Origin of the sequence: Acinetobacter sp. CWB-B33 (assembly GCF_039655955.1) — a bacterium.
Lineage (GTDB): Bacteria > Pseudomonadota > Gammaproteobacteria > Pseudomonadales > Moraxellaceae > Acinetobacter > Acinetobacter bouvetii.
In genome coordinates, this window is the sequence record NZ_JAGFEU010000003.1 from 543,793 (window position 1) to 569,607 (window position 25,815).

Genomic DNA, 25,815 nt, shown 5'->3' on the forward strand with positions numbered 1-25,815 from the left:
AGTGAAATAATGATTGTAAATCCAATTCAACGCCGTCCAACTCGAAAAATCCGTGTCGGTTCTGTATACGTGGGCGGTGATGCCCCGATCAGCATTCAAAGCATGACCAATACAGAAACCTGCGATGTTGATGCGACCGTAGCGCAAATTCAGCGCTGCGCTGATGTCGGTGCCGATATCATGCGTGTTTCTGTACCGAGTATGGAGGCGGCTGAAGCTTTTGGCGAGATTCGCAAACGCGTCACTGTACCTTTAGTTGCAGACATTCACTTCGACTATAAAATTGCGTTGCGTGTCGCTGATTTAGGCGCAGATTGCCTGCGCATCAACCCCGGCAATATTGGTTCAGAAGCGAAAATCCGCGAAGTAGTGGCGGCTGCCCGCCATAATGATATTTCTATGCGGATTGGCGTGAACGCGGGTTCTTTAGAAAAAGATATTCAGAAAAAATATGGCGAGCCGACAGGGCAGGCATTGCTGGAATCCGCCATGCGCCATATTGATATTCTGGACCGCTTGGATTTTCAGGAATTTAAAATTTCAGTCAAAGCATCGAATGTCTTTTTAACTATGGATGCCTATCGCTTGCTGTCGGCGCAAATTGACAATCCATTGCATCTGGGTGTGACTGAGGCTGGTGTTTACCGTACAGGCTCCGTGAAGTCTGCCATTGCTTTAGGCGGCCTGCTGATGGAAGGCATAGGCGATACCATGCGCATCTCGCTTGCGGCCGAGCCGGAAGAAGAAGTCAAAATCGGTTTTGATATTTTGAAATCACTGGGACTGCGTTCAAACGGCATTAACTTTATTGCCTGTCCAAGCTGCTCACGCCAGGAATTTAATGTCATTAAAGTGATGCAGGCCTTGGAAGAGCGTTTGGAAGATGTGCGCACGCCCATGGATGTCTCTGTGATTGGCTGCAAAGTGAATGGCCCGGGCGAAGCCAAAGAAGCCGATATTGGCGTGGTAGGTGCAAGTCCGCGTTCTCTCGTGTATCGTAATGGCGAGAAAAGTCATTTAATTGACACAAATCAGCTGGTTGATGAAATCGAAACGATGGTTCGTCAACGAGTTAAGGCGCTTGAAGAAGCAAAATCTAAAGAAATTATACGCAGTAAATCATGAGTTCAATTGTCGCAATTAAAGGTTTTAACGATATCCTTCCAACGCAAACACCTGCGTGGAGACGTCTCGAGCAGCATTTAGCATCTTTAATGGATGCGTATGGCTATCAGCAAATCCGTCTGCCGATTGTTGAACAGACCAATCTGTTTAAACGCTCTATCGGTGATGCAACGGATATCGTTGAAAAAGAAATGTATACCTTCTTAGATAAAGGCAACCCGCCTGAGTCTTTGACTTTGCGTCCAGAAGGCACAGCAGGCTGTGTACGCGCCATGCTGGAACATAATCTGCTTCGCGGCGCAGCGCCGCGCGTCTGGTATGTGGGGCCAATGTTCCGCTATGAAAAGCCGCAGAAGGGCCGTTACCGCCAGTTCCATCAGTTTGGTGTGGAAACCTTTGGCGTGTCTACACCAGATCAGGATGCAGAACTGATTTTGATGACAGCGCGCTTATGGAAACGCATGGGCGTAGCGGATAAAGTGCAGCTGGAACTGAATACTTTAGGTGAGTCTGATGAGCGCGCAGCTTACCGCGCAGCTTTGGTTGAATTCTTAGAATCACACAAAGCTGATTTAGATGAAGATTCACAGCGCCGTTTGACCACAAACCCATTGCGTATTTTGGATTCAAAAGATGCCAAAACACAGCAAATTTTAGAAAGTGCGCCAAAATTGCATGATTTTATGGGTGAAGACACCATGAATCACTTTGCGCAATTGCAGCAGTATTTGACGGATGCTGGCGTAAAATTTGTGATTAATCAAAAATTGGTTCGCGGTTTAGATTATTACAACAAAACAGTCTTTGAATGGACGACCACTTTATTGGGTTCGCAAGGCACTGTCTGTGCAGGCGGACGCTATGACGGTTTGGTCGGCCAGCTCAAAGGAAAGGCGGATCAAACTGTCCCTGCAGTTGGTTTTGCGATGGGCATGGAGCGTTTGCTGCTGCTTCTTGAGCAAGTGGAAGACCATGCGCCAGTGCGTGACTGTGAAATCTTCTTGGTGTCTGATCCGGCTACGCAAGGCAAAGCGCTGGTATTGGCAGAGCAGATCCGTGACCAGTTTGAAAATGCAAACAGCGCCATCCGCCTCAAAGTTGGCTCACAGGGTTCGATGAAGTCGCAAATGAAAAAAGCGGATCAGGCGGGCGCGTTGTTTGCGGTCATCTTTGGTGAGCGTGAACAGGAAGCACAGCAGGTTCTAGTTAAGGAATTGGCCACTGCAGAACAGGCTGAAGTTGCGGTAGGCGGTTTTGTGCCGTTTATCATTGAAAAACTTTCTTCAAAATAAGTCAGAAAACATAAGGAAAAGGATCGTTAAATGAACGCATTAAGTGATGATGAACAACTTGATAATTTAAAATCTTTCTCTAAAAAATATGGTTCGGCCATTATTAGCGGGATTTTAATTGCGTTGATTGCCTTTTTCGGATGGGAATATTGGCAGAAGAAAACTTTGGCTGAGTCACAGACGGCGACGGCTAAAGTGCAGCAGTTGATGGACAGCGCTAAATCAGCGCAGGGCGATGCATTTTCGCAGCTGTCCACATCTGCGGACAGTATCATGAAAGAAGCGCCAGATTCACCTCAAGCGATTCAGGCGCAGCTGGTCATGGCTAAATTGGCTTATGATAAAGCCGATTACGCCAGCGCTGAAAAAGCCTTGAAGAAAGTTGAAAATATCAAAGCCGGCGATGACGGCTTGATTCAGATTGTAAAACTGCGCTTGGCTTATGCGCAGCTGGCGCAAAAGAAATATGATGAAGCGCTGAAAACATTAGAAGCAGTAACAGATCCTGCATTTAAAGCGACGGCTGATGAAGCGCGCGGTGATGTGTATGTTGCTAAAAATGATATTGAAAATGCAAAAAAAGTATATCAAAGTGCATGGGATGCATTGGTTGAACGTAAAGAAGAACGTCAAATTTTACAAATTAAACTCGAAAGTGTAGGCGTTTTAGTCGATGATCCTGAAATCGAACGCCCGATTTTAGAGACCCAAGTGGAAGAAACTGAATGAATAGACAATACAAAATTGCGTGTGCACTGACAGTTTTAACGCTTGCGCTTGCAGGCTGTGCAAATAAAGGCGTGAAAGTCGAAGAGGCAAAGCCGAGTCCGCTGCCGAAACTTGAACAGGCGAAAACACTGGTTCCTGTATTTTCTCAAAATGTGGCTTCGACGGATGAAGCAGATCCATTGCGCATGCGTTTAGATGTGGATCATGGCGTTATTTTTGTTATTAATCCAAACGGTGAAGTTGAAGCTTTTCAAGGCAAGCAGCGCCTTTGGCAAAAGAAAATTTCAAAACAGGGCCTAAGCTCAGGTGTGGAAGCGAAAGACGGCTTAGTGGTTGTCGGCAGCCCAAAAGGTCAATTGTTCGCTTTAGATCAGGCAACAGGTGAAACTAAATGGACAGCGCAGCTGTCTGGCGCTATTCTTGCGCCATCACTGATTCATGCTGGCCGTGTTATTACGGTTGCGAATGACGGGACTGTGTTTGCGCATGAAGTGGAAACCGGCAAACAGGCGTGGACCTATAATCTGCCGAATGTACAGTTCAGCTTGCGCGGCCAGGCGGCGCCTGTCGCTTTAGATGCGCGCAATGTGCTGATTGCTTCTGCAAATGCTTATATTTATGCCATTGATGCCATTAGCGGCACGCCTAAGATGCAGCGCCGTGTTGCTGTTTCAGAAGGCCGTTCAGACATTCAGCGCTTGATTGATATTGACGGTGAGCCAGCTGTAGCCGGCCAGTTTGTTGTCACCACCAGCTATCAGGGGCAAGTGACAGTACTGGACCTGGCTTCACAGCAGGTTGTATGGAGTGAGGATGCCAGCAGCATTCAGCGCCCGGAAGTGAAAGGCAATGGGGTGTTTGTTGCGCAAACTGATGGTAAGATTACAGCTTATGAAATTACCACCGGCAACAAGCTGTGGGAAAATGACCAGCTGCTGAACCGTCAGCTGAGCAACCCAGTGATGCTGGGCAATGATTTGGTGGTTGGTGATTTGGATGGCGTACTGCATCTAATTGACCCAAGCACCGGTGCAATCATCGGCCGTTCTAAAACCAGCGGTGAAGTGCGTACGCTGCGTGTCATTGATAATCAGCTTTATGTGTCAACACGTAAAGGTGCAATGAGTGTTTGGCAGAATCGTTAATTTTTGCAGCTTATGTTAAAATAAGTGCAACCGAATTTTTTGAACGCGGGGGATTGAACAGTCAATGCCCCGTGTTTTTATTTAGGCATTTGTCCTAATCCTTATTCTTCCAATACTTTCTGATGTTCAGACCAGACCAAACTGGCTGATCTTGAATAAAGGTTAATCTATGAAACCCGTAATTGCGCTCATTGGTCGTCCGAACGTCGGAAAATCAACGTTGTTTAACCAGATCACCAAGAGCCGGGATGCGCTCGTTGCTGACTTTGCCGGTCTGACACGTGACCGTAAATATGGCGATGCGACTTACCAAAATAAATCCTTCATTGTGGTTGATACTGGCGGTATCGGCGAAACAGAAGGCGGTATTGATTCGTACATGGCCGAGCAGTCCAAAACAGCCATCCACGAAGCAGACATGATTATGTTTGTTGTGGATGCCCGTGCCGGATTGCTGGCATCTGATGAACAGATTGCCCGTGACTTGCGCACACTTGGCAAAAAAGTCTTTCTGGTTGCCAACAAAGTGGATGGCGTGCATGCGGAAGCGGCATTGGTTGAATTTTACAAGCTTGGCATGGGCGAACCGTTGCAAGTCGCAGCCAGCCATGGCCGCGGTGTACAGCAAATGCTGGAAGAAGTGCTTGCTTCTGTGCCGGAAGATGAAAATCCTGAACTGCATGACCGGGATACCGGTCTGCGTTTGGCGATTATCGGCCGTCCAAATGTGGGCAAATCGACCTTAGTTAACCGCTTGCTTGGCGAAGAGCGCGTGGTTGCATTTGACCAGCCCGGCACTACCCGTGATTCTGTATATATTCCCTTTGAGCGGGATGGGCGTAAATACACGCTGATTGATACAGCTGGCGTGCGCCGTAAAGGCAAAGTAGATGAAATGATTGAGAAATTCTCAATTGTGAAAACACTGCAAGCCATGAAAGATGCGCATGTGGTTGTGGTTGTAGTTGATGCCCGTGACGGGATTGTTGAGCAGGATCTGCATTTGATTGGCTATGCGCTGGAAGCCGGCCGCGCGATGGTGATTGCAGTCAATAAATGGGACAACATGACCGAGTACGACCGCAAGCAATGCAAGCTGGATGTGGAGCGCCGCTTTGATTTTATTCCATGGGCAAAAATTCATTTGATTTCTGCATTGCATGGCACTGGGGTTGGCGATCTTTATCCATCAATCCACCGCGCTTATGACTCTTCGCATTTGAAAGTTTCGCCTGCAAAAATCACCCAAATTTTAAGCGACGCGACAGAAGCGCATCAGCCGCCAATGGTGGGCGGCCGCCGCATTAAAATGCGCTATGCGCATATGGGCGGGCAAAATCCGCCAACAATTGTAGTGCACGGCAACAAGGTGGATAAAACCCCTGCGGATTACCGCCGTTATTTAGAAAACGTGTTCCGTAAAGTGTACAAGCTTGAAGGCACGCCGGTCCGTATTGAATTTAAAACCTCTGAAAACCCATTTGAAGGCCGTAAATCGCAAATGGATGAACGCACAGCTGCGCGTAAGCGCCGTTATGTTCAGAAATTTAAAAAGGCTGAGAAGAAATTTAAACGCTAATCTTATGCAGTGTTGATAAAAAACTGCCATATGGCGGTTTTTTATTTGGTGGATTGAACTGTTTTTCTAAAGCCGATTATTTTTGAGCAATCCATAAATTGCTTAAGCGGTTTACAAACTGAGGGCTGATTTTAGATAAATTAAACAGAACCTTTGTTTTGAAACCCACGGCGCGATGCGTTGGGGTAAAGGCATGGGTTTTAAGTGTAGCCAAACGCAAAATTTGCTCGGCGACATCATCAGGCGTCAAATGAACCCCCATTTTACGGATGCTTTCTGCATCCATATCTTTCACCATCGCGGTCTGCACAAACAGCGGCATAACATCCAGCACCCGTATGCCGTATTTTTGCCATTCAATATCCAGGCTTTCCGTTAGGCCGCGCACAGCAAATTTACTGGCGGAATACGTGGCCAAGTCGGCCTGGCCATAAATGGCAGAAGCGGAAGATAAGTTAATCACCCGTGCAAACGCCGCTTTTTGCAAATAAGGCAAAGACGCATAGCAGCCGTTTATCACCCCTTTTACATTAATATCAATGGTACGGTGATGTGAGGCGATATCGGTATGCTCAAAAGCGCCTGAATAGAGAATGCCGGCATTATTCACCAACACATTCAGCTCACCGGCCCATTGTGTAAATTCTGTCAGGGCATTTTGCCAGTGTTCAATGTTGGCAACATCCAGCAGCCCTGCTTTGGCATTCTCGCCCAGCTGTTGCGCCAGTTTCTGCGCTTGCACCGCATTAATGTCATAAATGCCGACTTTATAGCCCTGCTGGTAAAATAATTTGGCTGCTGCAGCGCCAATGCCTTGGCCTGCGCCGCTAATCAAGATGCTCGGCATGTTATTCTTCTCCCTGTCTTTTTCTTCCTTATATTGATTTTGAGCATACCAAATTATTGGGGTGAAAAAGATGCAATCGAGCAGAAATCTAAATTAAATAAAGAGGCAGATTATGGAACAGCTGTTGAGCATCATGCGTGAATTGCGTGAAAAATGTCCTTGGGATCAGCAGCAGACGCCTGAGTCTTTAACGCGTTATGCCATAGAAGAAGCCTATGAAGTCGAAGCAGCTGTGCGTGATGGCAAAGCGGAAGATGTGCGTGATGAGCTGGGGGATTTGCTGCTGCAGGTGGTGTTTCAGTCGCAAATGTACAGCGAGCAGGGCGTATTTGATTTTCAGGATGTGGTACAGGCCATTTGCGATAAATTGGTTCGCCGGCATCCCCATGTGTTTCAAGCCGAACAGTTTTCGCAATTAAGCGCTGATGATGTGGCTGTGTTGTGGCAGGACATTAAGCGCAAAGAAAAAGCGGGTAAAGCTCAGTCACGCTTAGATCAGATTAAGCATGGCCCTGCCTTGCAGCAGGCAGAAGAAATTCAAAAAAATGCCGCTAAAATTGGCTTTGATTTTGCCACACCTGAAGATGCCTATAGCAAATTAGAAGAGGAGCTTGCTGAATTTAAACAGGCGCTTGAAAATCAGAATTCCGACGAAATTATGGAAGAGTTTGGTGATTGCTTATTTTCTCTGGTGAATATTGGCCGTAAACTCAGCATCTCGAGTGAAATGGCGTTATTGGGCACTGTCCATAAATTCCGCACCCGTTTTGCCTACATTGAAACGCAGGCAGCATTGCAGAATAAAAATATAGAAGACCTGTCATTGGCTGAGATGGATCAGCTTTGGGAGCAGGCGAAACAACAATTTAAACAACAGGCTTTATATGAAAAACCGCAACTTGAATAAATTTCAGCTTTTTATCCTGCTGATCCTGCTCGTCACTATCAGCATTGCTTGGGCGAGCGCAGCGGCGCCGTCAAATGCAGCATATCAGCAATGGAAAGCGGACCAGCAAACACAGGACAGCCAGCTTAAAAGCGCATCAGTCAGCCATTCTTCAGCGCCCGCATCTAAAAACTATTATTTATCCAAGCCTGCGCTCAGTGCGGCGTCTAACAGCGCGAGTCAAAAAATCAGGCTGAATTCGGCCAGCGCCGAGCAATTTCAGCAGCTCAGCGGCATTGGTCAAAAGAAAGCGGAAGCCATTGTGGATTACCGCAATAAAAATGGAAAATTTAAAAGTATTGAGGAAATTCAGGAGGTCAAAGGCATTGGCCCAGCTATTTTCAGCAAAAATAAAGAGCGCCTTGCCTTGTAAAACAGCGCGGGAAGATGAAAAAAGTGCGAAAGGCAGCTGAGTTAGGCAGTGTGTATCGGGAGAATCAAATTGCCCTTTGATTGTGTTAGAGATATGATTAGCGACATCTTAAGATATTACGTTCAGACGTAGGAGACAGCGTCTTTTGCAAACTTTGCGCGCGTCAAAATGCGGTTTATCAACTGCACAATTACCTTCTTCCATATTGGATGTGATTGATGCCTTAACTAAGGCAGGCTATGAAGCTTATATCGTCGGCGGCGGTGTACGCGACTTAATGTTGGGGCTAAATCCGAAGGATTATGATGCTGTCACCAATGCTACTCCATCTCAGGTGAAAGAAGTTTTCGGACGTCGCTGCCGCATCATCGGCCGCCGTTTTGAGCTTGCTCATGTCTATTCTGGCCGTGAACTGATTGAAGTGGCAACCTTCCGTGCGCCGCCTAAAAAAGAAGTGACTTCCGCTGCTGGCATGATTTTGCGGGACAACAACTGGGGCACCATCGAGCAGGATTTTGCCCGCCGTGATTTTTCGATCAATGCTTTGTATTACCAGCCGCGTAAAAATGAAGTGTTGGATTTCTGCAATGCGGTTGATGACATTAAACACAAAACCTTGCGTTTGCTGGGCGATCCGTTGCAGCGTTTTGAAGAAGATCCGGTACGCATGCTGCGGACGCTGCGCTTTGCGGCTAAGCTGAACTTCAGCATTGATGAAAAAATTTTGGATATTTTTACCCCAGAAATTACGCAATTGCTGCGTGATGTGTCTCCGCACCGTTTATATGATGAATCGCAAAAACTGTTCACCATGGGGCATTTAAACCGGGTGATGCCGATGCTGATTGATTTTGGCATTTGGCGCCAGCTGTTTGCGGAAATTAAGCCGGAAATTACGCCGTTTATTGAACGCGCTGCCAAAAATACTGATCAGCGGATTTCGATTGGTAAAACCATCAATCCCGCATTTTTCTATGCAGTGCTGCTGTGGAAGCCTTTCCTTGAACGCTGTGATTTCTACTTAAGCAAAGGCGTTGTTGCTGCAGAAGCCCGCGCGCAAGCGGGTTTAGATGTGTTGAAGCGTCAAGCGACACGCACGATCATTCCGCGTTTTGCCGAAACATTTATCCGTGAAGTCTGGGAAATGCAAACCCGTTTGCTGAATCCTAAGCCGCAGCAAATTGAAGCTTTGTCCAGCCATGCGCGTTTCCGCGCCGGCTTTGACTTTTTATTGCTGCGTGAAAAATCTGGTGATAACGATACGCAGGGCATGGGGATTTGGTGGGAAAACTATCAAACCTTGTCTGTGGATGAGCGCGAGCGCGCGATTGCGGATTATAACCGTCAGCGCGCCAAGAGCCGCCGCAAAGTGTCCCGGGCGCCGGCAGAAGAAATCAAAACTGCATCTATTCAGCAGGCTGAGATTGAGCCTTTGGTCAATGAGCCTGAGCCGCGCAGCCGCCGCGCCAGAAAAGCCAAATCAGCCTCAGATTCACGCCGCCAGCCGGCTGCAGAGGTTGCAGAAGGCATTAGCGCCGATCACCCAATCTTAAAGCGTAAGCGTGTGCAGCGTGATTTAAGCCAAGTGGTTTTTGGGCCGACTCAATGAGCATAGTGACTTATATTGGCCTAGGCAGCAATTTAGGTGATTCATTGCAAATTATGGCTGAAGCCGTCCATAAGCTGGCCGCCTTAGGCGCTGTGAAAACCTCTAAACTGTATCAAAGCCCGCCGATGGGGCCGCAGGATCAGCCGAATTACTTAAATGCCGTGGTGCAGCTGACGACTGATTTAGCTCCATTGGCCCTGCTGGATGAGCTGCAGCGCTTCGAACAGGAATCTGGGCGTGTACGCCTTCGCCATTGGGGAGAGCGCACACTGGATTTAGATTTGCTGATTTATGGACAGGAGCAGATTCAAAATGAACGCCTGACTGTGCCGCATGCCGGCGTCATGGAGCGTGATTTTGTTTTGATCCCACTGTTGGACTTGGATGCAGGATTGCAGCTGAAAGGACAATTATTAAAAGATTTGCCGATTTTAGAGCACCCGGCGCTAGATGTGCTGGATGCTGGAAATTGGGCAAAGATTTAAATGTTTAATGGCCCTGAGATAGGGCCATCAGAGGAACCTCTAGATGATTAGTCTAAGTGACTTAAGAAAATTTAAAGCGGAAGGCCGCAAATTCTCCTGCCTGACTTGCTATGATGCAAGTATGGCGAAAGCCATGGAAGTCGCTGAGATTGATACCATTTTGGTCGGCGATTCTTTAGGCATGACCATTCAAGGCTGTGATTCGACACTGCCTGTGAATGTCAGCGATATGGCATATCATACTGCCGCAGTGCGCCGCGGCAACTCGCATGCGTTCATTTTAACGGATTTGCCGTTTATGAGTTATGCCACCCTGAATGATGCATTGAGCAGTTCTAAAATCATCATGCAGGCGGGCGCGCATATGGTGAAGCTGGAAGGCGGGGAATGGCTGGCTGAAACTGTGCAGGTGCTGACCCGGAATGGCATTCCTGTCTGTGTGCATTTAGGCTTAACGCCGCAGTCGGTGCATGTCTTTGGCGGCTATAAAGTGCAGGCGCGCACCCGGGCCGCAGCCGATCAGCTGATTACAGACTGTAAAGCTGTCGTTGATGCCGGAGCTGCCGTACTGCTGCTGGAATGTGTTCCAGCGCAGGTTGGCAAAGAGATCAGCAATTTGTTCCCGAATACGCCGGTGATCGGCATCGGCGCTGGAGCAGAAACGGATGGCCAAGTGCTGGTGGTGCAGGACATGCTGGGGCTGAACTTTAGCCATGTGGCTAAATTTGTCCGCAATTTTATGAAAGAACAGGCGGGTGAAACTGCAATTTTAGATGCATTTAAAGCCTATCACGCCGCAGTGCAGGATGGATCATTCCCTGCCGTAGAACACACTTTTCAAATTGAGCTCTGAGATATGAAAACTGAAACGACGATTCAAGGTTTAGCTGCGTCATTGAATCCAGCGCGCGCAGCCCGGAAAATTATTGGTTTTGTTCCAACGATGGGCAATTTGCATGAAGGCCACTTAAACCTCGTGCGTGAAGCGCGCAAGCTTTGCGATATTGTTGTGGTCAGCATTTTTGTCAATCCAATTCAATTTGGCCCAAACGAAGATTTTGATAATTATCCGCGGACTTTAGAGCAGGATCAGCGGTTATTGGCAGACGTTGGCTGTGACATTGTATTTGCGCCAACCGTTGAACAAATGTATGGCAGCAAGCCGCGCTTGACCAATATTTCAGTCAGCGATATCACGAATGATTTGTGCGGTTTGCAGCGCCCTGGCCATTTTGACGGCGTTGCGGTGGTGGTGACCAAACTGTTTAATATTGTGCAGCCGAACTATGCCTTCTTTGGCCAAAAAGATTATCAGCAGCTGGCGGTCATCCGGCAGTTTGTCCGTGATTTGAATATTCCGCTGGAAGTGATTGGCGTGCCGATTACCCGAGCGGAAGACGGTTTGGCGCTCAGTTCGCGCAATGGCTATTTAAGCGCGGAAAACCGCGCCGCTGCGCCGGCGATCTATAAAACTTTGAAGGCTGCGGAACAGGCGCTGCTGTCTGGGGATGCGTTGCCTAAAGTGTTAGAAGATATGAAATCGGCATTGACAGGCGCCGGTTTTGTTGTGGACTATGTAGAAGCCCGCACCACAGAACTTCAAAAAATTGAACAATTTAATGAAGATCTTGTGCTGTTTGTGGCTGCAAAATTAGGTGCAACCCGCCTTATCGACAACCTGCAGGTAAAATATACTGCGTCTTAGCGCTATAAAAGGGCAGTCATGCAATGAAACGCATTTTAATTGTTACAGGCCAATCGGGTTCTGGAAAAAGCTCTGCATTGCAGGTGCTTGAAGATCTTGGCTATTACTGTATAGATAATTTGCCTTTGGCGCTGCTGCCGGAAATTGTGGAAAAGCTGGACAAGGAAAATAACCTTGAACAGCTGGCCTTAGGGGTGGATGTGCGCAGCACGCGGGCTGACCTGCAGGAGTTTGATCAGGTCTTCCATGAGCTGCAGCGCCATGGTTCAGTTGATATTATTTACCTGACCACGCGGGATCAGGAGCTGATTTCACGCTTCAGCGCTTCGCGCCGCCCGCATCCATTATCCAGCCGCTTTAAAAGCCTGAATGAATGCATACAGGAAGAAAAATTGCTGCTGCTGCCGATTCAGCTGCGCTCGACGGTGCATATTGATACCACTGATAAAAGCGTGCATGATTTAAAGCATGTCCTGCTGACGAAGCTGGGGCAGGCTGACAATCTGATTTTAATTTTGCAGTCTTTCGGCTTTAAGCATGGCATACCGCTGGATGCAGATTACGTCTTTGATGTGCGCCATCTGCCGAACCCGCATTGGGATTTAGAATTAAGAAAATATTCAGGCCTGGATGAGCCTGTACAGAAATTTTTAGAACAGAGTCCGCAAACTGGAGAAATGTTTCAGGACATTTATCACTTTTTGGACAAATGGCTGCCGGCATTTTCGGAAGGTCACCGCCATTATATGACGGTCTCCATTGGATGCACGGGCGGCCAGCATCGTTCTGTTTATATTGTGGATAGACTAAAAAAAGCCCTTGAGGCAAAATGGTCTATTCAGGTCTTACATAGAGAAATGAAGCACTGGTCATGATAGACACAACTGTTGACGTAATTAATAAACTAGGTTTACATGCGCGTGCGTCTGGCAAACTGATTGAAGTCACCACCAAATTCAGCTCATCGATTCAGATCGGCAAAGGTGATAAATTGGTAGATGCAAAAAATATTATGTCCCTGCTTATGCTTGGTGCAGGCAAGGGCACAACTTTACGGATAGTGATTGACGGCGCAGATGAAGAAAAAGCTTTATCTGAGGTTCAGGCACTGTTCGCAGCGAAATTTTACGAGGCAGATTAATCGTGGCAAGTCGATCGAAGAGCTTAACTGATGAAGATTTTGATTCTTTAGAAGGACGTGCAAGTAAAACCGAACAGAAAAAGGCTGTTCAGCGTATGGCTGCTTTGGGTTCACAGCTGGCTGAGCTAAGCGCGAAACAAATTAAAAATTTGCCTGTTGAAGAGCGTTTAATTGAAGCGCTGCTTGATGTGCAGCAGATTAGCTCACATGAAGCGCGCCGCCGTCAATTTTTACGTATTGGTAAACTGTTGCGTAATGAAAATGAAACGGTCATTTTGTCATATTTAACCCCAAAACAAGGGCTGAAAAAAACAGCGCAGCTGCAGCGCTGGGTCGAGCGCATTATTAAAGATGGCGACCCTGCGATTAATGAGTTTACCAAAACCTATAATGCGACTGAACGCCATACTTTGCGCCAGCATTATCTGCGTGTGCACCGTGATCTTAAAAATCAAGCGCCAGAAGAAGCGGTGAAGGCATCTAAGTTGAATATGTTTAACTATTTACAGCAAGTGGCATTGATTTCAGATAATTGATTGCTTATGACAAAGCAAAAAACGGCTCCGAAGAGCCGTTTTTTATTGCCTTGCCTTTCTTTTTGGCACAAGTGCCGGAGCAGAGGATGATTTAGCTAAATTCACCTGTTGCGCGCTCTTTCGCCCAGTCGCGCAAAATGAATTTCTGCAGCTTGCCCGTCGATGTTTTGGGGATTTCAGTAATGATGACATCTTTGGGGACTTTAAAGCGCGCTAAATGCTGTTTGCAGAATTCAATGATTTCTTCCGGCGTCGCCTCTTTGCCAGCCTTCAGCTCGATAAAGGCGCACGGCACTTCCTGCCAGCGCGAATCGGGCTTAGCCACCACTGCTGCGGTTAATACTGCAGGATGCTGATACAGAACTTCTTCAACTTCAAGGGATGAAATATTTTCACCGCCGGAAATAATCACATCTTTAGAGCGGTCAGTAATTTTGGCATAGCCGTCCGGCTGGCAAACAGCCAAATCTCCAGTGTGGAACCAGCCGCCGGCAAAGGCTTCTGCGGTGGCCTCTGGGTTTTTCAGATAGCCTTTCATGACAATATTGCCGCGGAACATAATTTCCCCCATGGTTTTGCCGTCATGCGGTACAGGCAGCATGGTTTCAGGATCAATGACCTTCATGCCGTCCTGCAGCGGATATGGCACGCCTTGGCGTGAATGCAGCTGCGCCTGTTCTTGGATAGACAGGTCAGACCAGCCTGCCTGCGAAGCGCACAGCGCAGAAGGGCCATAAGTTTCCGTTAAGCCGTAGACATGCGTCACATTAATGCCGATGTTGCGCATGCCTTCAATGATCGCGGCTGGAGGCGCGGCGCCTGCCACCATCACTTCTACGCGGTGGTCAATTTTGACTTTTTTCTCTTCAGGCGTATTGATCAGCATCGACAATACAATCGGCGCGCCGCAGAAGTAATCCACTTTGTGTTCGGCAATCAGTTTATAAATCAGTTCAGGATCGACTTTGCGCAGGCAGATATTGGTGCCGCCATTGGCTGCCATGGTCCATGCAAAGCACCAGCCGTTGCAGTGGAACAGCGGCAGCGTCCATAGATACGTTGCGCGAGGCGTCATGCCGCAGGCAATGATGTTGCTGGCGGCATTAATGTAGGCGCCGCGGTGATGATAGACCACGCCTTTCGGGTTGCCTGTCGTGCCCGATGTATAGTTCAGGCTGATGGCATCCCATTCATCTTGAGGCAGGTGCCATTCAAAATGCGGATTGCCGTCTGCCAGCCAGGTTTCATATTCGATTTTGCCGATTGGCGCAGGGCTGCTGTCCTGGTATTCGGCGTCATCGACATCGATGACAAAAATATCCTGCTTGACTGAAGCCAGCGCCTCTTGAGCAACTGCTGCAAATTCAGGGTCGACCAATAAGACTTTGGTTTCAGCATGTTCGAGCATAAATGCAATCGTTTTTGCATCTAAGCGCGTATTGATGGTGTTCAGTACAGCGCCCGCCATGGGCACGGCAAAGTGCGCTTCAATCATGGCTGGCGTATTCGGCAAAAGCGCCGATACCGTATCATTTTTACCAATGCCCAGCTGCTGCAGCTGCTGCGCAAATTGACAGCAGCGCTGATAGGTTTCCCGCCAGCTGATATGACGCGAACCATGGATAATGGCATCTTGGTGCGGATAAATATAAGCCGCGCGCTCTAAATAGCGCAGCGGCGATAAGGCAACAAAATTGGCCGGTGTCCGTGGCAATTCATCATATGCACTAACCATCTCAGAAACTCCCTGTCTGTATTGCTTTTTGTCATTTTCTCAACAATATGCAGTCTCAGGCTAACTTGCATTAATGCTTTAGTCGAGTATTTGCACTAAATTTGTAACATGCTGAAAATATTGAAATTTAAAAAGTTAAAAATATTGAATGTGAACCCTGCAGTTCTAAAATTTGATTTTCGGATATAAATAAATTAGATCGAAAAAACGGCTTTGCAGACAGCTGAAAGAGGCTGTTTTTCCAGCCTCATGATAAGCGCTGATGCAGTTTCCGTAGCAATCTGAATATTTTTCACATGCTTTGTACGGTGAATAGGTGAAGCAGCATTGCCTTAAAAGAACGACGTTATTAAAACGGGATAGACAATCTATAACTTAAGGTGATCTAAAAATGATATTGAGCGCTGATAACGAGCTGCTGTGTCAGGAGCTGGCAGCTTGAGATTTTTCAGGCAGTTCATTGAAGATAACCGCCTTGCAGTAGGGAAAGTGTTTGGCCATGCTAAGCCCCAGCAATAAGGCGATGAAATTATTCTTGGCAAGTTTTTACCAAATTATGGCTTATTTTGTGCAAATAGCCGTCAACTTTACGCTCGGCATCTTTTTTCAGCCAAAAAGGTTTATCCATCCAGCTAAGCAGTGTAAAATTCTAAGCGATTTTTATTTTTATCCACCGTTTTTATCTTTTGAGGGTTTCCCTCGATCATAATCTCGCGGTGATATGCTCTATTGTACGGGGCATCACTCCTTAAGGATTTTTTATGCCAATTATCACTTTGCCAAATGGCGATCAAAAAGAATTTGATCACGCCGTATCTGTGATGGAAGTTGCTCAAAGCATCGGTCCTGGTCTTGCAAAAAATACAGTTGCTGGTCGTGTAAACGGTCAATTGGTTGACGCATCTGACTTAATTACAGCAGACGCAACCCTGCAAATTATTACGCCTAAAGACGATGATGGTGTTCATATCATTCGCCACTCTTGCGCTCATCTTGTAGGTCATGCAGTTAAGCAATTGTTCCCACAAGCAAAAATGGTAATTGGTCCAGTCATCGAAGATGGCTTCTATTACGACATCTTCAGTGAAAAACCATTTACACCAGAAGATATGGCGGCTATCGAAGAGCGCATGAAAAAGCTCATCGATCAAGATTATGACGTCATCAAAAAAATGACACCGCGTGATGAAGTAATTAAAGAATTCACTGCACGTGGCGAAGATTATAAATTACGTCTGATTGAAGACATGCCTGACGAAACAGAAATGGGCTTGTACTACCATCAAGACTACTTGGATATGTGCCGTGGTCCGCACGTACCCAATACTAAATTCTTAAAAGCATTCAAACTGACTAAAATGTCAGGCGCTTACTGGCGTGGTGATGCGAAAAACGAACAGCTGCAGCGTATTTACGGTACAGCGTGGGCCGACAAAAAACAGCTTGCTGCATACATCAAACGTATTGAAGAAGCTGAAAAACGCGACCACCGCAGAATTGGTAAAGCGCTTGATTTGTTTCATATGCAGGAAGAAGCGCCGGGTATGGTGTTCTGGCATCCAAATGGCTGGACCATTTACCAAGTGCTTGAACAGTACATGCGTAAGGTGCAGCAGGACAATGGATACCTTGAAATCCGCACACCGCAAGTCGTTGATTTCACCCTTTGGGAAAAATCAGGCCATGCTGCCAATTATGCCGATGGCATGTTCACAACGCATTCAGAAAGCCGCAACTACGCAATCAAACCGATGAACTGCCCTTGTCACGTGCAAGTGTTCAACCAAGGCTTGAAATCATACCGCGACTTGCCAATCCGTTTGGCGGAATTCGGCTCATGCCACCGTAACGAACCATCAGGTTCACTGCATGGCATTATGCGTGTCCGCGGCTTTACTCAGGATGATGCGCATATCTTCTGTACTAAAGAGCAAATTGGCACTGAAGTTGCAGATTTCATTAAGCTGACTTTAGATGTTTATAAAGATTTCGGCTTTGAAGAAGTGCAGATGAAATTGTCGACACGTCCAGAAAAACGTGTAGGTGATGACAAGCTTTGGGATATGGCGGAAAAATCTTTAGCAGACGCTTTGGATGCAGCGGGCTTGGAGTGGGAGCTGCAGCCGGGTGAAGGCGCGTTCTACGGTCCGAAAATTGAATTCTCTTTGAAAGACTGCTTAGGCCGTGTATGGCAATGTGGTACAATCCAGTGCGACTTCAACTTGCCAGAACGTCTAGACGCATCTTATGTGACTGAAGACAATGACCGCGATCAGCCTGTGATGCTTCATCGCGCAATACTTGGCAGCTTTGAGCGTTTTATTGGTATACTAATTGAACACTATGCGGGTTTCATGCCGCCTTGGCTGTCTCCTGTTCAAGCATGTGTGATGAATATTACCGATTCGCAGGCGGAAGCATGCGAGTCAGTGGTCGCTAAACTTAAAGAAAGCGGTATCCGCGCGATTTCAGACTTGAGAAATGAGAAAATCGGCTTTAAGATTCGTGAACGCACATTAGAGCGTATTCCTTACTTACTGGTACTTGGAGACCGTGAAGTAGAGGAAGGTACTGTGAATGTCCGTACCCGCTCTGGAAAAAATTTGGGTACTATGTCAATTGATGCTTTCGTTGACTTGGTAAAAGCAGCCGTTGCCGAACGCGGCCGGTACATTGTGGAGTAACAGCGATTAAACAGCCTGACCGTAATCAACAGGGCGGTAGCAAATCAAACCGTCCTGCCTTGAATGATGAAATTCGTGCAAAAGAAGTCCGTCTTGTAGACGAAAATGGCGAGCAAAAAGGCATCGTAAGCTTGGCTGATGCCTTACGTGCAGCAGAAAGCGTAGAGCTTGATCTTGTAGAGATCGTAGCAAACGCTGAGCCGCCAGTTTGTAAGATTATGGACTTCAACAAGCATTTGTTTGATCTGAAGCAAAAGCAGAAAGAAGCGAAGAAAAAACAGCATCAAGTACAGGTGAAGGAAATCAAGCTGCGCCCTGGTACTGATGTCGGTGATTACAACGTAAAACTCCGCGCCATCATCAAGTTCCTTGAAGAAGGCAACAAAGTTAAAATCACGCTTCGTTTCCGCGGCCGTGAGATGGCTCACCAGCAGTTAGGTTTGGCTCAATTGCAAAAAATTGAAGCAGACGTGGCTGAATACGGTGTTGTTGAACAGACACCGAAAATGGAAGGCCGTCAAATGGGGATGCTGCTTGGACCTAAAAAGAAAAAGTAAGCGCCTATAGACATAAAAAAAGCACTGCATCCGCAGTGCTTTTTTTATGTCTGCTGTGTTAAAAGCCCTTCATCATCAAAGGGCTTTTAACTGTGGCCTGATTCTAAGCATTTCATTCTTTTGCAGCATCTTCAGCTTTTAGAAGCTTCTGGCCAATCGGAATTTGGCGAGGCATTTTTTCTTCTGGGACAATCCGCTGCAATTGAATGGTCAGCAAGCCATTTTCAAAATTAGCGTGCTGAACTTCAATGTGCTCATCTAAGCGCAATGACAGCTTAAATGAACGGCGCGCAATGCCTTTATGCAAGTACTCAGCTGTATCCTCTTCGGCCTGATCCGCATGTTGGCCAGAAATGCTCAGAACTTGATTTTCTAAATTAATGCTCAGTTCATCCTGATTGAAACCGGCTGCAGAAACGACAATCCGGTAATCATTATCGCCTGTTTTTTCAATATTGTACGCTGGATAGTGCGGTGTTTCACTAAGCATCGCATGATCAAATAAATCGTTTAAACGGTCAAATCCGATACTGCGGCGGAATAATGGAGTTAAGCTTAAATTACTCATTGATAAAACCTCCTGCATTCAGAAAAGTGATATAAACAAGCAACCTCTGCGCCCATCTAGGCATTGGTTGTACTCTCAGCAATGTCAACCAATTATTGCTGTACTTTTTATATCGGTATGCCTCGAAAAATTTCAAGGAAAAATTTAATGATTTTTTCTATTCTCTTTATTTGATAATTTATCGAATGATATAAAGTCTGCTATGCATATTTTAAGATTCTAATTTCAGTTTAACTTAATGTTTCTCCGCTGAAAGCATGCTATAAACAGTATGAAAACTCGACAATGTAAACTAAAACGAGAAAAGTAACAGGATTCTTACATGATAGATTTGTATTATTGGGGAACCCCCAATGGACATAAAATTACCATTGCTTTAGAAGAAATGGGACTCGAATATCAAATTTTTCCCATTAATATCTTGGAAAATGATCAGTTTCAGCCTGATTTTCTGAAAATATCACCGAACAATAAAATCCCTGCGATTGTGGATCAGGATGGGCCGCGAGGCGAAGCGATTTCTGTCTTTGAGTCAGGGGCTATTTTGCAGTATTTAGGGCGTAAAACAGGGCTGTTTTATCCTGAGGATGAGTTTGAACGCGTTGAAGTCGAGCAATGGTTGATGTGGCAGATGGGCGGATTGGGGCCAATGCTGGGTCAAAACCATCATTTCAGCCGTTTTGCGCCGGAACGCATTCCCTATGCCACTGAGCGTTATGTGAATGAAACGAAGCGCTTATACAAGGTCTTGAATAATCAGCTCATTGGGCAGAAATTTGTCGCAGGCGAATATTCAATTGCCGATATGGCGATTCTGCCTTGGATTCTGCGCTATGAATGGCAGCAAATCCAGCTGGAGGATTATCCGTATGTCAAAGAGTATGTTGAGCGTATGACTGCGCGCCCTGCAGTGCAGAAAGCGCTGGCGATTAAAGTCTAAATTGGTGGGTGAGCATGCCAGCCATGCTCATTATTTTTAATGAAGACCGAAAAACCTTTTCCACCAAGGCCGAGTGTCTTCTGAGACCTGAAATGAAAAGGGCTGGACTACTATAAACGGATAAGCGGTATCATTTTCTATGTAAGGTTTGAATTTAGCCTTGAGTAATGCCTTTTCTACTTTTTGGTCTAAAGCGGCTAAGCCTGAGCTTTGCACCACTTCAGTTTTTACGATGGTTCCTGTATCCAAAACGTACAGTTTGAACGCTATGTTGCGATTTTGATTTTGTAAATCATCATTGCTAATCTTTAAGATGGGTCTGTTTGCCCAGTTCACAGGGCTGTGTGATGCCATTTCTTGTTTGGCTGGATGAGTGAGGGTATTTGCCTGAGTCAGGTTTAGGCTATGCAGGCAGAGTAAAAAACTCAATAAAAATATTCTTTTCATCAAATACTTATTTATATATTCACCAAATTTCTGTACAGGTTAACTGAGCTTAAAATGAATGTAAAGCATCACCCTGCTAAGATAAATGTATGCGCCCAATCACAATCAAAATAACAAACCAAAGCATATTCAGGACGCTGTGCTAGAATGCGGGCTTGCCTCAAGGAGCTTTATCTTGAATGGCTAAGTTGGATGATAACGTGATGAAAAATTTCTTTTTAAACCTCACCCGTATTGTTGAAGCTAACCCGCGGGTATATTTCGCCGTTATTGCTGGTATTGCATTGTGCCTGATGCTGTTTATTGCCGAAGCGGTGCATATTCAAAAAATAGCAGAAGCTGCCCATACCAAAGATCAGCTTTTATTGAATGAGCTGATACAGCCGATTGTTTCGCGTTATACATGGTCACGTGTTTTAGCAATTGCAGCCATGGTGTTCTGGTCAACCGCGGAGTACCGTAAAACCAAAAAGCAGCTGGGTCTAAAGTAGGCTTCGCATGACGCTGTATCTGCTGTTTATCTCAGCATTTGGCGCAGCAACGCTGCTGCCTTTGCAGTCAGAGGCGGTTTTACTGGGAACGTTCGTGCAGGGGAAATATGCTGCACTTCCCCTGATTGCGATTGCCAGTCTGGGCAATATTTTGGGCTCTTGCGTGAATTGGTGGCTCGGGCTGAAAATTGAGCGCTATAAAAATAAAACATGGTTTCCAGTCTCTGAAGCAAAAATGCTTCAGGCGCAGGGAATCTATCAAAAATACGGCTATTGGTCTCTGCTGCTGAGCTGGACGCCGATTATCGGTGATCCGATTACATTAATTGCAGGACTGCTGAAAGAAAGTTTCTGGCGCTTTTTACTTTTAGCGAGTGTAGCGAAGACAGGGCGCTATTTGTTTATCTATGGCATGTACGTTTTATTTTGAATGCTGTCAGTAATAAAAAACCGAAGGATAAGCCTTCGGTTTTTTGAATCTGCGAATTTTACTTACATTCATTCAGCTTAAATTGGATTTCGTCTTTAAAGCTGGATTTTTTATACATCCATAGCGTACTGGCGGTGCGTTTCACCTTGATTTGACTGCCAGACACGGCTTGAATCACTTGCTGATCCAGCGCATAAATCCCCGAACCTTGTTTAATTTTGACTTTTTTCACGCTACCGTGTTTGTCTGTTTTAAAGCTGAATTTAATTTTACGGTCATGCTCTTTCAATTGCGCCGTATTGAGTTCAAGCGGCGGCTGTTCAGCGTATTGAAATGCAGTTTTTTTGCCATTTCGCTGGGCTTGCCAAACTTTTGAATTAAATTCAAAGTCACAGTTTTTTGCATCTTGAGCCGTCAGCTTCAAATTAAAGGCCTGATAGCCAATTTGCGGAGCCGCCTTGCCATCTGCATCAATATGCGGCTTTACTTCCGCTTTTTCGACAGCGCGAAGCAGCAGCTGATCCAGGCTTTGGATGCCGGTGCTTTCTTCCACGGTTGCCTCTTGAACTTCACCATGCGCATCGGCAAAAATACGGATAATGGCGGCGCGGTTCTTTTTATTTAAGTCATCATTGCTGTAATTCGGCTGCGGAAATTTCGACCATTGAATGCGGGTGGTTAAATGCGCTGGCAGCACATCAATCGTTTGTGTGGGCAGCTGATGGACTTTTTTAGGTGAGGCGCTGTAGGCTGCGCTTAGCGGCAAGCTCATCAAAACAGACAAGCACAGAATTTTTTTCATAGGTTAAGGGCTTCAATCACTCAAAGAGGATTCATGGTCAATATTGAAGCGCAGTATTTCCTGAATTGGAAATACTGGCAAGTCTAAATCTCGAATATTGCTTATTTTTCTATATCTTTGCCAATATCAATATTAAATAAGTCTTTGGTTTTTGCCCAGCTGACAGCCACGACCGCCATGGTCATGCAGCCGCCTAAAAGTGTCGCTGTAATCGTGCCCATATATTTGGCAGCAAGGCCAGACTCAAAAGCGCCGAGTTCGTTGCTGCTGGACACAAACATGCCGTTCACTGCGGCGACACGGCCGCGCATATTCTCCGGCGGATAGATCTGCAGAATAGTTTGACGGATCACCACGGAAATGCTGTCGCAGGCGCCCGTCATGGCTAAGGCGAATAAAGACAGCCATAGATGATGGGAGAATGCGAATAAAACAGTGAAAAGGCCAAAACCCGCTACAGCCAGCAGCATATTGCGCCAGGCATGCTGTGTCGGCGGAAATTTAGTTAAGGCAATCATGGTGATAAGTGCGCCTATCGACGGCGCTGCCCGTAAATAGCCTAAACCTTCTGGGCCGATTTTTAAAATGTCTTCGGCAAAGATCGGCAACAGGGCAATGACCCCGCCAAACAAGACGGATACCAGATCCAGTGAAATAGACCATAGGACAATTTTGGTTTTCCAGATAAAGCGGAAACCGTCGCCAAGGCTGTCCCAAAGATTATCCGTTTCAATTTTAGGGAAGCTGCGCTTGCTGAGTAAACTGATCAGCACAAAGCACGCCGCCAATAATCCGGCTACCGCAAATAAGCTGCTTTCACGGCCTAAATATGCCAGCATGAACCCGCCCAGCATTGGGCCGATAATCACGCCGCTTTGCCAGCCGATCGTGGTCCACGTTGCGCCATTAGCGTACAGGTCGCGCGGAATTAAGAACGGCTTTAACGAAGTGGCGGATGGATTGTAAAAGCCGCGGATGGTGCCCAGCCCGAAAATCACGGCATAGATCCCCCATGACAATGATGAAATACCGATATGCGCCTGTCCGTAAGCGTGGAAGAGCCACCATAAAATGAGCGGCATTGGAATGGCAAAGAATAAACAGATTTTCATGATGGTCTGCTTATTGAAACGGTCGGCAAAATAGCCGCCCCATAAAGACAGCGCGATAAACGGAATTGCTTCCGCCAGGCCAATTAGGCCGAGGGTCAGCGGATCTTTAGTAATTTGGTACAGGGAGTAAGCAACAATGATTTCCTGAATCAAAATCGCCAAAGTCAAGCAGAACTGATTGAGGGTAATTATGGAGAAATCACGGTAGCGCAGGGCTGCAAAGGCGTCATGTGCAGGCTTCATAAACATGTTCTTTCTATAGGATGCGCTGATTATAAAGTCATGTTTGCGAGCGCTTATCATTTCATCACGCAAAGTTTATAGAAAATAAGGCTAAAGCGCGGATGGATAAATTTTAATTCTCGATGGCGCTTTTGTTTTAACCAGAGATGCTTTAGAATACTCGCTCCCTTACCTGCAGGTCGTTTTGCAATGGTGCAAACGTTCCGAACAGGTGTTCAAAAGAGGTTGTTATGCCTAAGATGAAAACTCGCCGTGGTGCAGCTAAACGCTTTAAAGCGACTGCAAACGGTTTTAAGCGTAAACAAGCGTTCAAACGCCACATTTTGACCAAAAAATCTGCTAAGCGTATCCGTCAATTACGCGGCTGTGTAATGGTTCACGTAAGTGACGTTGCTTCAGTTCGCCGTATGTGCCCATACATCTAAGGAGATTTATAAATGGCTCGTGTAAAACGTGGTGTACAGGCGCATCGCCGTCATAAAAAAATTCTTGCTCGTGCTAAAGGTTACTATGGCGCGCGTTCACGTGTTTATCGTGTAGCGTTCCAAGCGGTAATCAAAGCAGGTCAATATGCTTACCGTGACCGCCGTCAAAAGAAACGTCAATTCCGTGCTCTATGGATTGCGCGTATCAATGCTGGTGCTCGTCAAAATGGTTTGTCGTACAGCCGTATGATCGATGGCTTGAAAAAAGCTCAAGTGATCATCGACCGTCGCGTACTTGCTGACATCGCTATGCATGACGCAGTTGCATTTGCTGCTTTAGCTGAAAAAGCTAAAGGCGCATTAGCTGCTTAATCATCTGCAGATGATTAAAAAAAAGACCGCTTTTAGCGGTCTTTTTTTTGGGCTTGCGTTTTTTTTGTCTCAGGATTTTGAGAACCAGATAGAGATCTGGCTTGTTCATTAAAGAATACGGAATAAGGGGAATAAAACAGTATGCGTCGGCAATATCATTTCCGTCAGGCCGGTGAAGACACGTACATCTGGAACGTTTACCGTTTGGTAGAGCTGAGTGCGAATTTTCAGATAAAGCATGTGTGTTTATCCGAGATTCGGGAGTTAAACGAAGCCTATTGGTTTCCAGATACGCACCCCACAACACAGCAAATTATTGATCACATTCAATTGATTGAAGGCGCTGATTTAAGCTATCCCATTATTTTATGTGCAGAAGGCAAAGTTATGGATGGCATGCACCGTGTGGCTAAAGCGGCGCTGCTGAAACATGAGCGCATTCATGCTGTGCAATTTGAGCAAACCCCGCCGCCTGATTTTATCAATATGGATGAAGATGCTTTGGATTATGATGATTAAGCTTTATGCATGGTGAATAGGTTTAATATCGTGTATTAATTGAAACAGCGATGAGAGATCTGCATCAATAACATGCTCTAAGGCAGCGCAGCATATGACTGAAATGAAAAAAATTAATGTTGTCGGCACCTCCGCCACAGGGAAATCGACCTTTTCCAGAGCATTGGCGGCAAGGCTGGGCCTGCATTATATTGAACTGGATAATTTATTTTGGCTGGATGACTGGCAAGAGTGCCCGGATGAAATTTTCTTTGCCAAAATTGAAGCTGAAATGCAGAAAGCCGCAGACGGCTATGTGATAGATGGCAACTATACCCGGACGATTCCTGTGAAATGGAGTGAAATTGATACGGTGATTTGGCTGGACTTGCCGTTTCCAGTGAATCTCTACCGTTCGATCAAGCGCGCAGTTCAGCGGGCATGGCATAAGCAGGACTTATGGTCCAATTCGAATAACCGGGAAAGCCTGCAGCGGATGTTCGGGCGTGATTCTGTAGTCCGGTGGATGATTGCCACGCACCGCAAAAACCGGCAAAAATATGTGCAGATGATGAATGCGCCAGAGTATTCAAATATCCGCTGGATTCATTTAAAAAGCCAAAAAGAGATGGATCAATTCTTGCAGCAATTGCCTTAATGCAGATGCTGCTCCCGAAAATGAGCTTTAAGATAGAATTGAAGTTACATAAATATGCTTTAATCTGCGGCTATTGGCCTGCTTAATAATGAAAAACAAACGGATAAGGGCAGTAAGATGCTGGCAGAAATTAGAGGTATGGAGCAGGGAAGTATTACGCTTGAATTGCAGATGATTCCGCGTAAAGGCGAATCCGTGAAAATCATGTATGGCCCGGATGCTCAGCTGGAAGGTGAAGTGGTTGCAGTCAATCACTATATCAATCAGCATGCCAATGAGCATAAGGTGCAAATTGAAATTCGGCCCTTTAATTATTTAATTACAGCATAAGCCCGTCATGA

30 protein-coding genes are annotated in these 25,815 nt (G+C 46.2%); 24 read left to right on the forward strand and 6 right to left on the reverse strand.

Annotated features, from left to right (window positions below; genetic code table 11):
- The first annotated feature begins 9 nt into the window (after positions 1–9).
- The 5 genes from ispG (at position 10) to der (ending at position 5,870) form a co-directional block, all read left to right on the forward strand.
- The gene (ispG, locus tag JZ784_RS11860) at positions 10–1,125 is read left to right on the forward strand and encodes a flavodoxin-dependent (E)-4-hydroxy-3-methylbut-2-enyl-diphosphate synthase (protein ID WP_130143663.1); all 1,116 of its coding nucleotides are present in this window, start codon (positions 10–12) and stop codon (positions 1,123–1,125) included.
- Positions 1,122–2,417 (forward strand): histidine--tRNA ligase, encoded by a 1,296-nt coding sequence (gene hisS / locus JZ784_RS11865; RefSeq protein WP_346315004.1) that lies wholly within the window; start codon positions 1,122–1,124, stop codon positions 2,415–2,417. The genes ispG and hisS overlap by 4 nt, the downstream gene beginning before the upstream one ends.
- Before the next feature lie 30 nt (positions 2,418–2,447).
- Positions 2,448–3,146, forward strand: a complete 699-nt coding sequence (locus JZ784_RS11870; protein WP_346315005.1) for a tetratricopeptide repeat protein — start codon at positions 2,448–2,450, stop codon at positions 3,144–3,146.
- Positions 3,143–4,291 (forward strand): outer membrane protein assembly factor BamB, encoded by a 1,149-nt coding sequence (gene bamB / locus JZ784_RS11875; protein WP_005007487.1) that lies wholly within the window; start codon positions 3,143–3,145, stop codon positions 4,289–4,291. The genes JZ784_RS11870 and bamB overlap by 4 nt, the downstream gene beginning before the upstream one ends.
- Before the next feature lie 169 nt (positions 4,292–4,460).
- Entirely contained in the window at positions 4,461–5,870 is a 1,410-nt protein-coding gene (gene der / locus JZ784_RS11880) for a ribosome biogenesis GTPase Der (protein WP_346315006.1), read from the forward strand.
- Between the two features lie 76 nt (positions 5,871–5,946).
- On the opposite strand, the gene JZ784_RS11885 is transcribed toward der, so the two are convergent.
- Positions 5,947–6,717, reverse strand: a complete 771-nt coding sequence (locus JZ784_RS11885; RefSeq protein WP_346315007.1) for an SDR family oxidoreductase — start codon at positions 6,715–6,717, stop codon at positions 5,947–5,949.
- A 112-nt stretch (positions 6,718–6,829) separates the two neighbouring features.
- On the opposite strand from JZ784_RS11885, the gene mazG reads away from it, so the two are divergent.
- From mazG to yjgA, 9 genes are all read left to right on the forward strand, one after another.
- Positions 6,830–7,624, forward strand: a complete 795-nt coding sequence (gene mazG, locus JZ784_RS11890; RefSeq protein WP_346315008.1) for a nucleoside triphosphate pyrophosphohydrolase — start codon at positions 6,830–6,832, stop codon at positions 7,622–7,624.
- Positions 7,602–8,036, forward strand: a complete 435-nt coding sequence (locus JZ784_RS11895) for a ComEA family DNA-binding protein (protein ID WP_346315009.1) — start codon at positions 7,602–7,604, stop codon at positions 8,034–8,036. The genes mazG and JZ784_RS11895 overlap by 23 nt, the downstream gene beginning before the upstream one ends.
- Before the next feature lie 145 nt (positions 8,037–8,181).
- Positions 8,182–9,645: a polynucleotide adenylyltransferase PcnB gene (pcnB, locus tag JZ784_RS11900; protein WP_346315010.1), complete on the forward strand. Its 1,464-nt coding sequence runs from the start codon at positions 8,182–8,184 to the stop codon at positions 9,643–9,645.
- The gene (gene folK / locus JZ784_RS11905; protein WP_005007509.1) at positions 9,642–10,130 is read left to right on the forward strand and encodes a 2-amino-4-hydroxy-6-hydroxymethyldihydropteridine diphosphokinase; all 489 of its coding nucleotides are present in this window, start codon (positions 9,642–9,644) and stop codon (positions 10,128–10,130) included. Before pcnB ends, folK begins: the two co-directional genes overlap by 4 nt.
- 43 nt (positions 10,131–10,173) lie before the next feature.
- A complete protein-coding gene (gene panB, locus JZ784_RS11910; protein WP_346315011.1) occupies positions 10,174–10,983 on the forward strand; it encodes a 3-methyl-2-oxobutanoate hydroxymethyltransferase in 810 nt (269 codons plus the stop codon).
- 3 nt (positions 10,984–10,986) lie between these two features.
- Complete coding sequence (gene panC, locus JZ784_RS11915) at positions 10,987–11,835, forward strand: pantoate--beta-alanine ligase (RefSeq protein WP_005007511.1); 849 nt, start codon at positions 10,987–10,989, stop codon at positions 11,833–11,835.
- 23 nt (positions 11,836–11,858) lie between these two features.
- Positions 11,859–12,710 carry an RNase adapter RapZ gene (rapZ, locus tag JZ784_RS11920; protein ID WP_346315012.1) on the forward strand — a complete coding sequence of 284 codons (852 nt, stop codon included), beginning with the start codon at positions 11,859–11,861 and terminating at the stop codon, positions 12,708–12,710.
- The gene (locus JZ784_RS11925) at positions 12,707–12,976 is read left to right on the forward strand and encodes an HPr family phosphocarrier protein (protein ID WP_005007517.1); all 270 of its coding nucleotides are present in this window, start codon (positions 12,707–12,709) and stop codon (positions 12,974–12,976) included. Before rapZ ends, JZ784_RS11925 begins: the two co-directional genes overlap by 4 nt.
- Positions 12,977–12,978: 2 nt before the next feature.
- Positions 12,979–13,512 (forward strand): ribosome biogenesis factor YjgA, encoded by a 534-nt coding sequence (yjgA, locus tag JZ784_RS11930; RefSeq protein ID WP_005007519.1) that lies wholly within the window; start codon positions 12,979–12,981, stop codon positions 13,510–13,512.
- Between the two features lie 91 nt (positions 13,513–13,603).
- On the opposite strand, the gene JZ784_RS11935 is transcribed toward yjgA, so the two are convergent.
- Positions 13,604–15,247, reverse strand: coding sequence for an acyl-CoA synthetase (locus JZ784_RS11935; RefSeq protein ID WP_346315013.1), 1,644 nt, complete (start codon positions 15,245–15,247; stop codon positions 13,604–13,606).
- A gap of 761 nt (positions 15,248–16,008) precedes the next feature.
- Here JZ784_RS11935 and thrS point away from each other — a divergent pair.
- Complete coding sequence (gene thrS / locus JZ784_RS11940) at positions 16,009–17,931, forward strand: threonine--tRNA ligase (protein ID WP_005007523.1); 1,923 nt, start codon at positions 16,009–16,011, stop codon at positions 17,929–17,931.
- Positions 17,932–17,936: 5 nt separating this feature from the next.
- Positions 17,937–18,488, forward strand: coding sequence for a translation initiation factor IF-3 (infC, locus tag JZ784_RS11945; RefSeq protein WP_130143650.1), 552 nt, complete (start codon positions 17,937–17,939; stop codon positions 18,486–18,488).
- Positions 18,489–18,600: 112 nt separating this feature from the next.
- Here infC and JZ784_RS11950 read toward each other — a convergent pair whose 3' ends face one another.
- Complete coding sequence (locus tag JZ784_RS11950) at positions 18,601–19,056, reverse strand: Hsp20 family protein (protein WP_346315014.1); 456 nt, start codon at positions 19,054–19,056, stop codon at positions 18,601–18,603.
- A gap of 322 nt (positions 19,057–19,378) precedes the next feature.
- On the opposite strand from JZ784_RS11950, the gene JZ784_RS11955 reads away from it, so the two are divergent.
- Entirely contained in the window at positions 19,379–19,996 is a 618-nt protein-coding gene (locus tag JZ784_RS11955; RefSeq protein ID WP_005007528.1) for a glutathione S-transferase N-terminal domain-containing protein, read from the forward strand.
- A 36-nt stretch (positions 19,997–20,032) separates the two neighbouring features.
- Here the strand turns inward: JZ784_RS11955 and JZ784_RS11960 are convergent, their stop codons facing one another.
- Positions 20,033–20,443 carry a TonB family protein gene (locus JZ784_RS11960; RefSeq protein ID WP_346315015.1) on the reverse strand — a complete coding sequence of 137 codons (411 nt, stop codon included), beginning with the start codon at positions 20,441–20,443 and terminating at the stop codon, positions 20,033–20,035.
- A gap of 179 nt (positions 20,444–20,622) precedes the next feature.
- On the opposite strand from JZ784_RS11960, the gene JZ784_RS11965 reads away from it, so the two are divergent.
- Positions 20,623–20,934 (forward strand): hypothetical protein, encoded by a 312-nt coding sequence (locus JZ784_RS11965; RefSeq protein ID WP_005007532.1) that lies wholly within the window; start codon positions 20,623–20,625, stop codon positions 20,932–20,934.
- 7 nt (positions 20,935–20,941) lie between these two features.
- Complete coding sequence (locus JZ784_RS11970; protein ID WP_346315016.1) at positions 20,942–21,364, forward strand: YqaA family protein; 423 nt, start codon at positions 20,942–20,944, stop codon at positions 21,362–21,364.
- Between the two features lie 58 nt (positions 21,365–21,422).
- Here the strand turns inward: JZ784_RS11970 and JZ784_RS11975 are convergent, their stop codons facing one another.
- Together JZ784_RS11975 and JZ784_RS11980 are read right to left on the reverse strand one after the other, a co-directional pair.
- Positions 21,423–22,166, reverse strand: a complete 744-nt coding sequence (locus JZ784_RS11975) for a TonB C-terminal domain-containing protein (RefSeq protein WP_346315017.1) — start codon at positions 22,164–22,166, stop codon at positions 21,423–21,425.
- A 101-nt stretch (positions 22,167–22,267) separates the two neighbouring features.
- Entirely contained in the window at positions 22,268–23,521 is a 1,254-nt protein-coding gene (locus tag JZ784_RS11980) for an MFS transporter (protein WP_346315018.1), read from the reverse strand.
- A 230-nt stretch (positions 23,522–23,751) separates the two neighbouring features.
- Between JZ784_RS11980 and rpmI the strand changes: the two genes are divergently transcribed.
- The 5 genes from rpmI to JZ784_RS12005 all read left to right on the forward strand — a co-directional run bounded on the left by rpmI (position 23,752) and on the right by JZ784_RS12005 (position 25,804).
- The gene (gene rpmI, locus JZ784_RS11985; protein WP_004278281.1) at positions 23,752–23,946 is read left to right on the forward strand and encodes a 50S ribosomal protein L35; all 195 of its coding nucleotides are present in this window, start codon (positions 23,752–23,754) and stop codon (positions 23,944–23,946) included.
- A gap of 12 nt (positions 23,947–23,958) precedes the next feature.
- Positions 23,959–24,318: a 50S ribosomal protein L20 gene (gene rplT / locus JZ784_RS11990; RefSeq protein ID WP_004867327.1), complete on the forward strand. Its 360-nt coding sequence runs from the start codon at positions 23,959–23,961 to the stop codon at positions 24,316–24,318.
- Between the two features lie 141 nt (positions 24,319–24,459).
- Entirely contained in the window at positions 24,460–24,837 is a 378-nt protein-coding gene (locus JZ784_RS11995) for a hypothetical protein (protein WP_346315019.1), read from the forward strand.
- 103 nt (positions 24,838–24,940) lie between these two features.
- Entirely contained in the window at positions 24,941–25,474 is a 534-nt protein-coding gene (locus tag JZ784_RS12000) for an adenylate kinase (RefSeq protein WP_026253385.1), read from the forward strand.
- Between the two features lie 117 nt (positions 25,475–25,591).
- Positions 25,592–25,804, forward strand: coding sequence for a hypothetical protein (locus JZ784_RS12005; protein ID WP_005007554.1), 213 nt, complete (start codon positions 25,592–25,594; stop codon positions 25,802–25,804).
- Positions 25,805–25,815 lie beyond the last annotated feature (11 nt).

Coding starts and splice junctions, on each gene's coding strand:
- ispG (WP_130143663.1), top strand. CDS start 10: ATGATTGTAAATCCAATTCAACGCCGTCCAACTCGAAAAATCCGTGTC.
- hisS (WP_346315004.1), top strand. CDS start 1,122: ATGAGTTCAATTGTCGCAATTAAAGGTTTTAACGATATCCTTCCAACG.
- JZ784_RS11870 (WP_346315005.1), top strand. CDS start 2,448: ATGAACGCATTAAGTGATGATGAACAACTTGATAATTTAAAATCTTTC.
- bamB (WP_005007487.1), top strand. CDS start 3,143: ATGAATAGACAATACAAAATTGCGTGTGCACTGACAGTTTTAACGCTT.
- der (WP_346315006.1), top strand. CDS start 4,461: ATGAAACCCGTAATTGCGCTCATTGGTCGTCCGAACGTCGGAAAATCA.
- JZ784_RS11885 (WP_346315007.1), bottom strand. CDS start 6,717: ATGCCGAGCATCTTGATTAGCGGCGCAGGCCAAGGCATTGGCGCTGCA.
- mazG (WP_346315008.1), top strand. CDS start 6,830: ATGGAACAGCTGTTGAGCATCATGCGTGAATTGCGTGAAAAATGTCCT.
- JZ784_RS11895 (WP_346315009.1), top strand. CDS start 7,602: ATGAAAAACCGCAACTTGAATAAATTTCAGCTTTTTATCCTGCTGATC.
- folK (WP_005007509.1), top strand. CDS start 9,642: ATGAGCATAGTGACTTATATTGGCCTAGGCAGCAATTTAGGTGATTCA.
- panB (WP_346315011.1), top strand. CDS start 10,174: ATGATTAGTCTAAGTGACTTAAGAAAATTTAAAGCGGAAGGCCGCAAA.
- panC (WP_005007511.1), top strand. CDS start 10,987: ATGAAAACTGAAACGACGATTCAAGGTTTAGCTGCGTCATTGAATCCA.
- rapZ (WP_346315012.1), top strand. CDS start 11,859: ATGAAACGCATTTTAATTGTTACAGGCCAATCGGGTTCTGGAAAAAGC.
- JZ784_RS11925 (WP_005007517.1), top strand. CDS start 12,707: ATGATAGACACAACTGTTGACGTAATTAATAAACTAGGTTTACATGCG.
- JZ784_RS11935 (WP_346315013.1), bottom strand. CDS start 15,247: ATGGTTAGTGCATATGATGAATTGCCACGGACACCGGCCAATTTTGTT.
- thrS (WP_005007523.1), top strand. CDS start 16,009: ATGCCAATTATCACTTTGCCAAATGGCGATCAAAAAGAATTTGATCAC.
- JZ784_RS11950 (WP_346315014.1), bottom strand. CDS start 19,056: ATGAGTAATTTAAGCTTAACTCCATTATTCCGCCGCAGTATCGGATTT.
- JZ784_RS11955 (WP_005007528.1), top strand. CDS start 19,379: ATGATAGATTTGTATTATTGGGGAACCCCCAATGGACATAAAATTACC.
- JZ784_RS11960 (WP_346315015.1), bottom strand. CDS start 20,443: ATGAAAAGAATATTTTTATTGAGTTTTTTACTCTGCCTGCATAGCCTA.
- JZ784_RS11965 (WP_005007532.1), top strand. CDS start 20,623: ATGGCTAAGTTGGATGATAACGTGATGAAAAATTTCTTTTTAAACCTC.
- JZ784_RS11970 (WP_346315016.1), top strand. CDS start 20,942: ATGACGCTGTATCTGCTGTTTATCTCAGCATTTGGCGCAGCAACGCTG.
- JZ784_RS11975 (WP_346315017.1), bottom strand. CDS start 22,166: ATGAAAAAAATTCTGTGCTTGTCTGTTTTGATGAGCTTGCCGCTAAGC.
- JZ784_RS11980 (WP_346315018.1), bottom strand. CDS start 23,521: ATGAAGCCTGCACATGACGCCTTTGCAGCCCTGCGCTACCGTGATTTC.
- rpmI (WP_004278281.1), top strand. CDS start 23,752: ATGCCTAAGATGAAAACTCGCCGTGGTGCAGCTAAACGCTTTAAAGCG.
- rplT (WP_004867327.1), top strand. CDS start 23,959: ATGGCTCGTGTAAAACGTGGTGTACAGGCGCATCGCCGTCATAAAAAA.
- JZ784_RS11995 (WP_346315019.1), top strand. CDS start 24,460: ATGCGTCGGCAATATCATTTCCGTCAGGCCGGTGAAGACACGTACATC.
- JZ784_RS12000 (WP_026253385.1), top strand. CDS start 24,941: ATGAAAAAAATTAATGTTGTCGGCACCTCCGCCACAGGGAAATCGACC.
- JZ784_RS12005 (WP_005007554.1), top strand. CDS start 25,592: ATGCTGGCAGAAATTAGAGGTATGGAGCAGGGAAGTATTACGCTTGAA.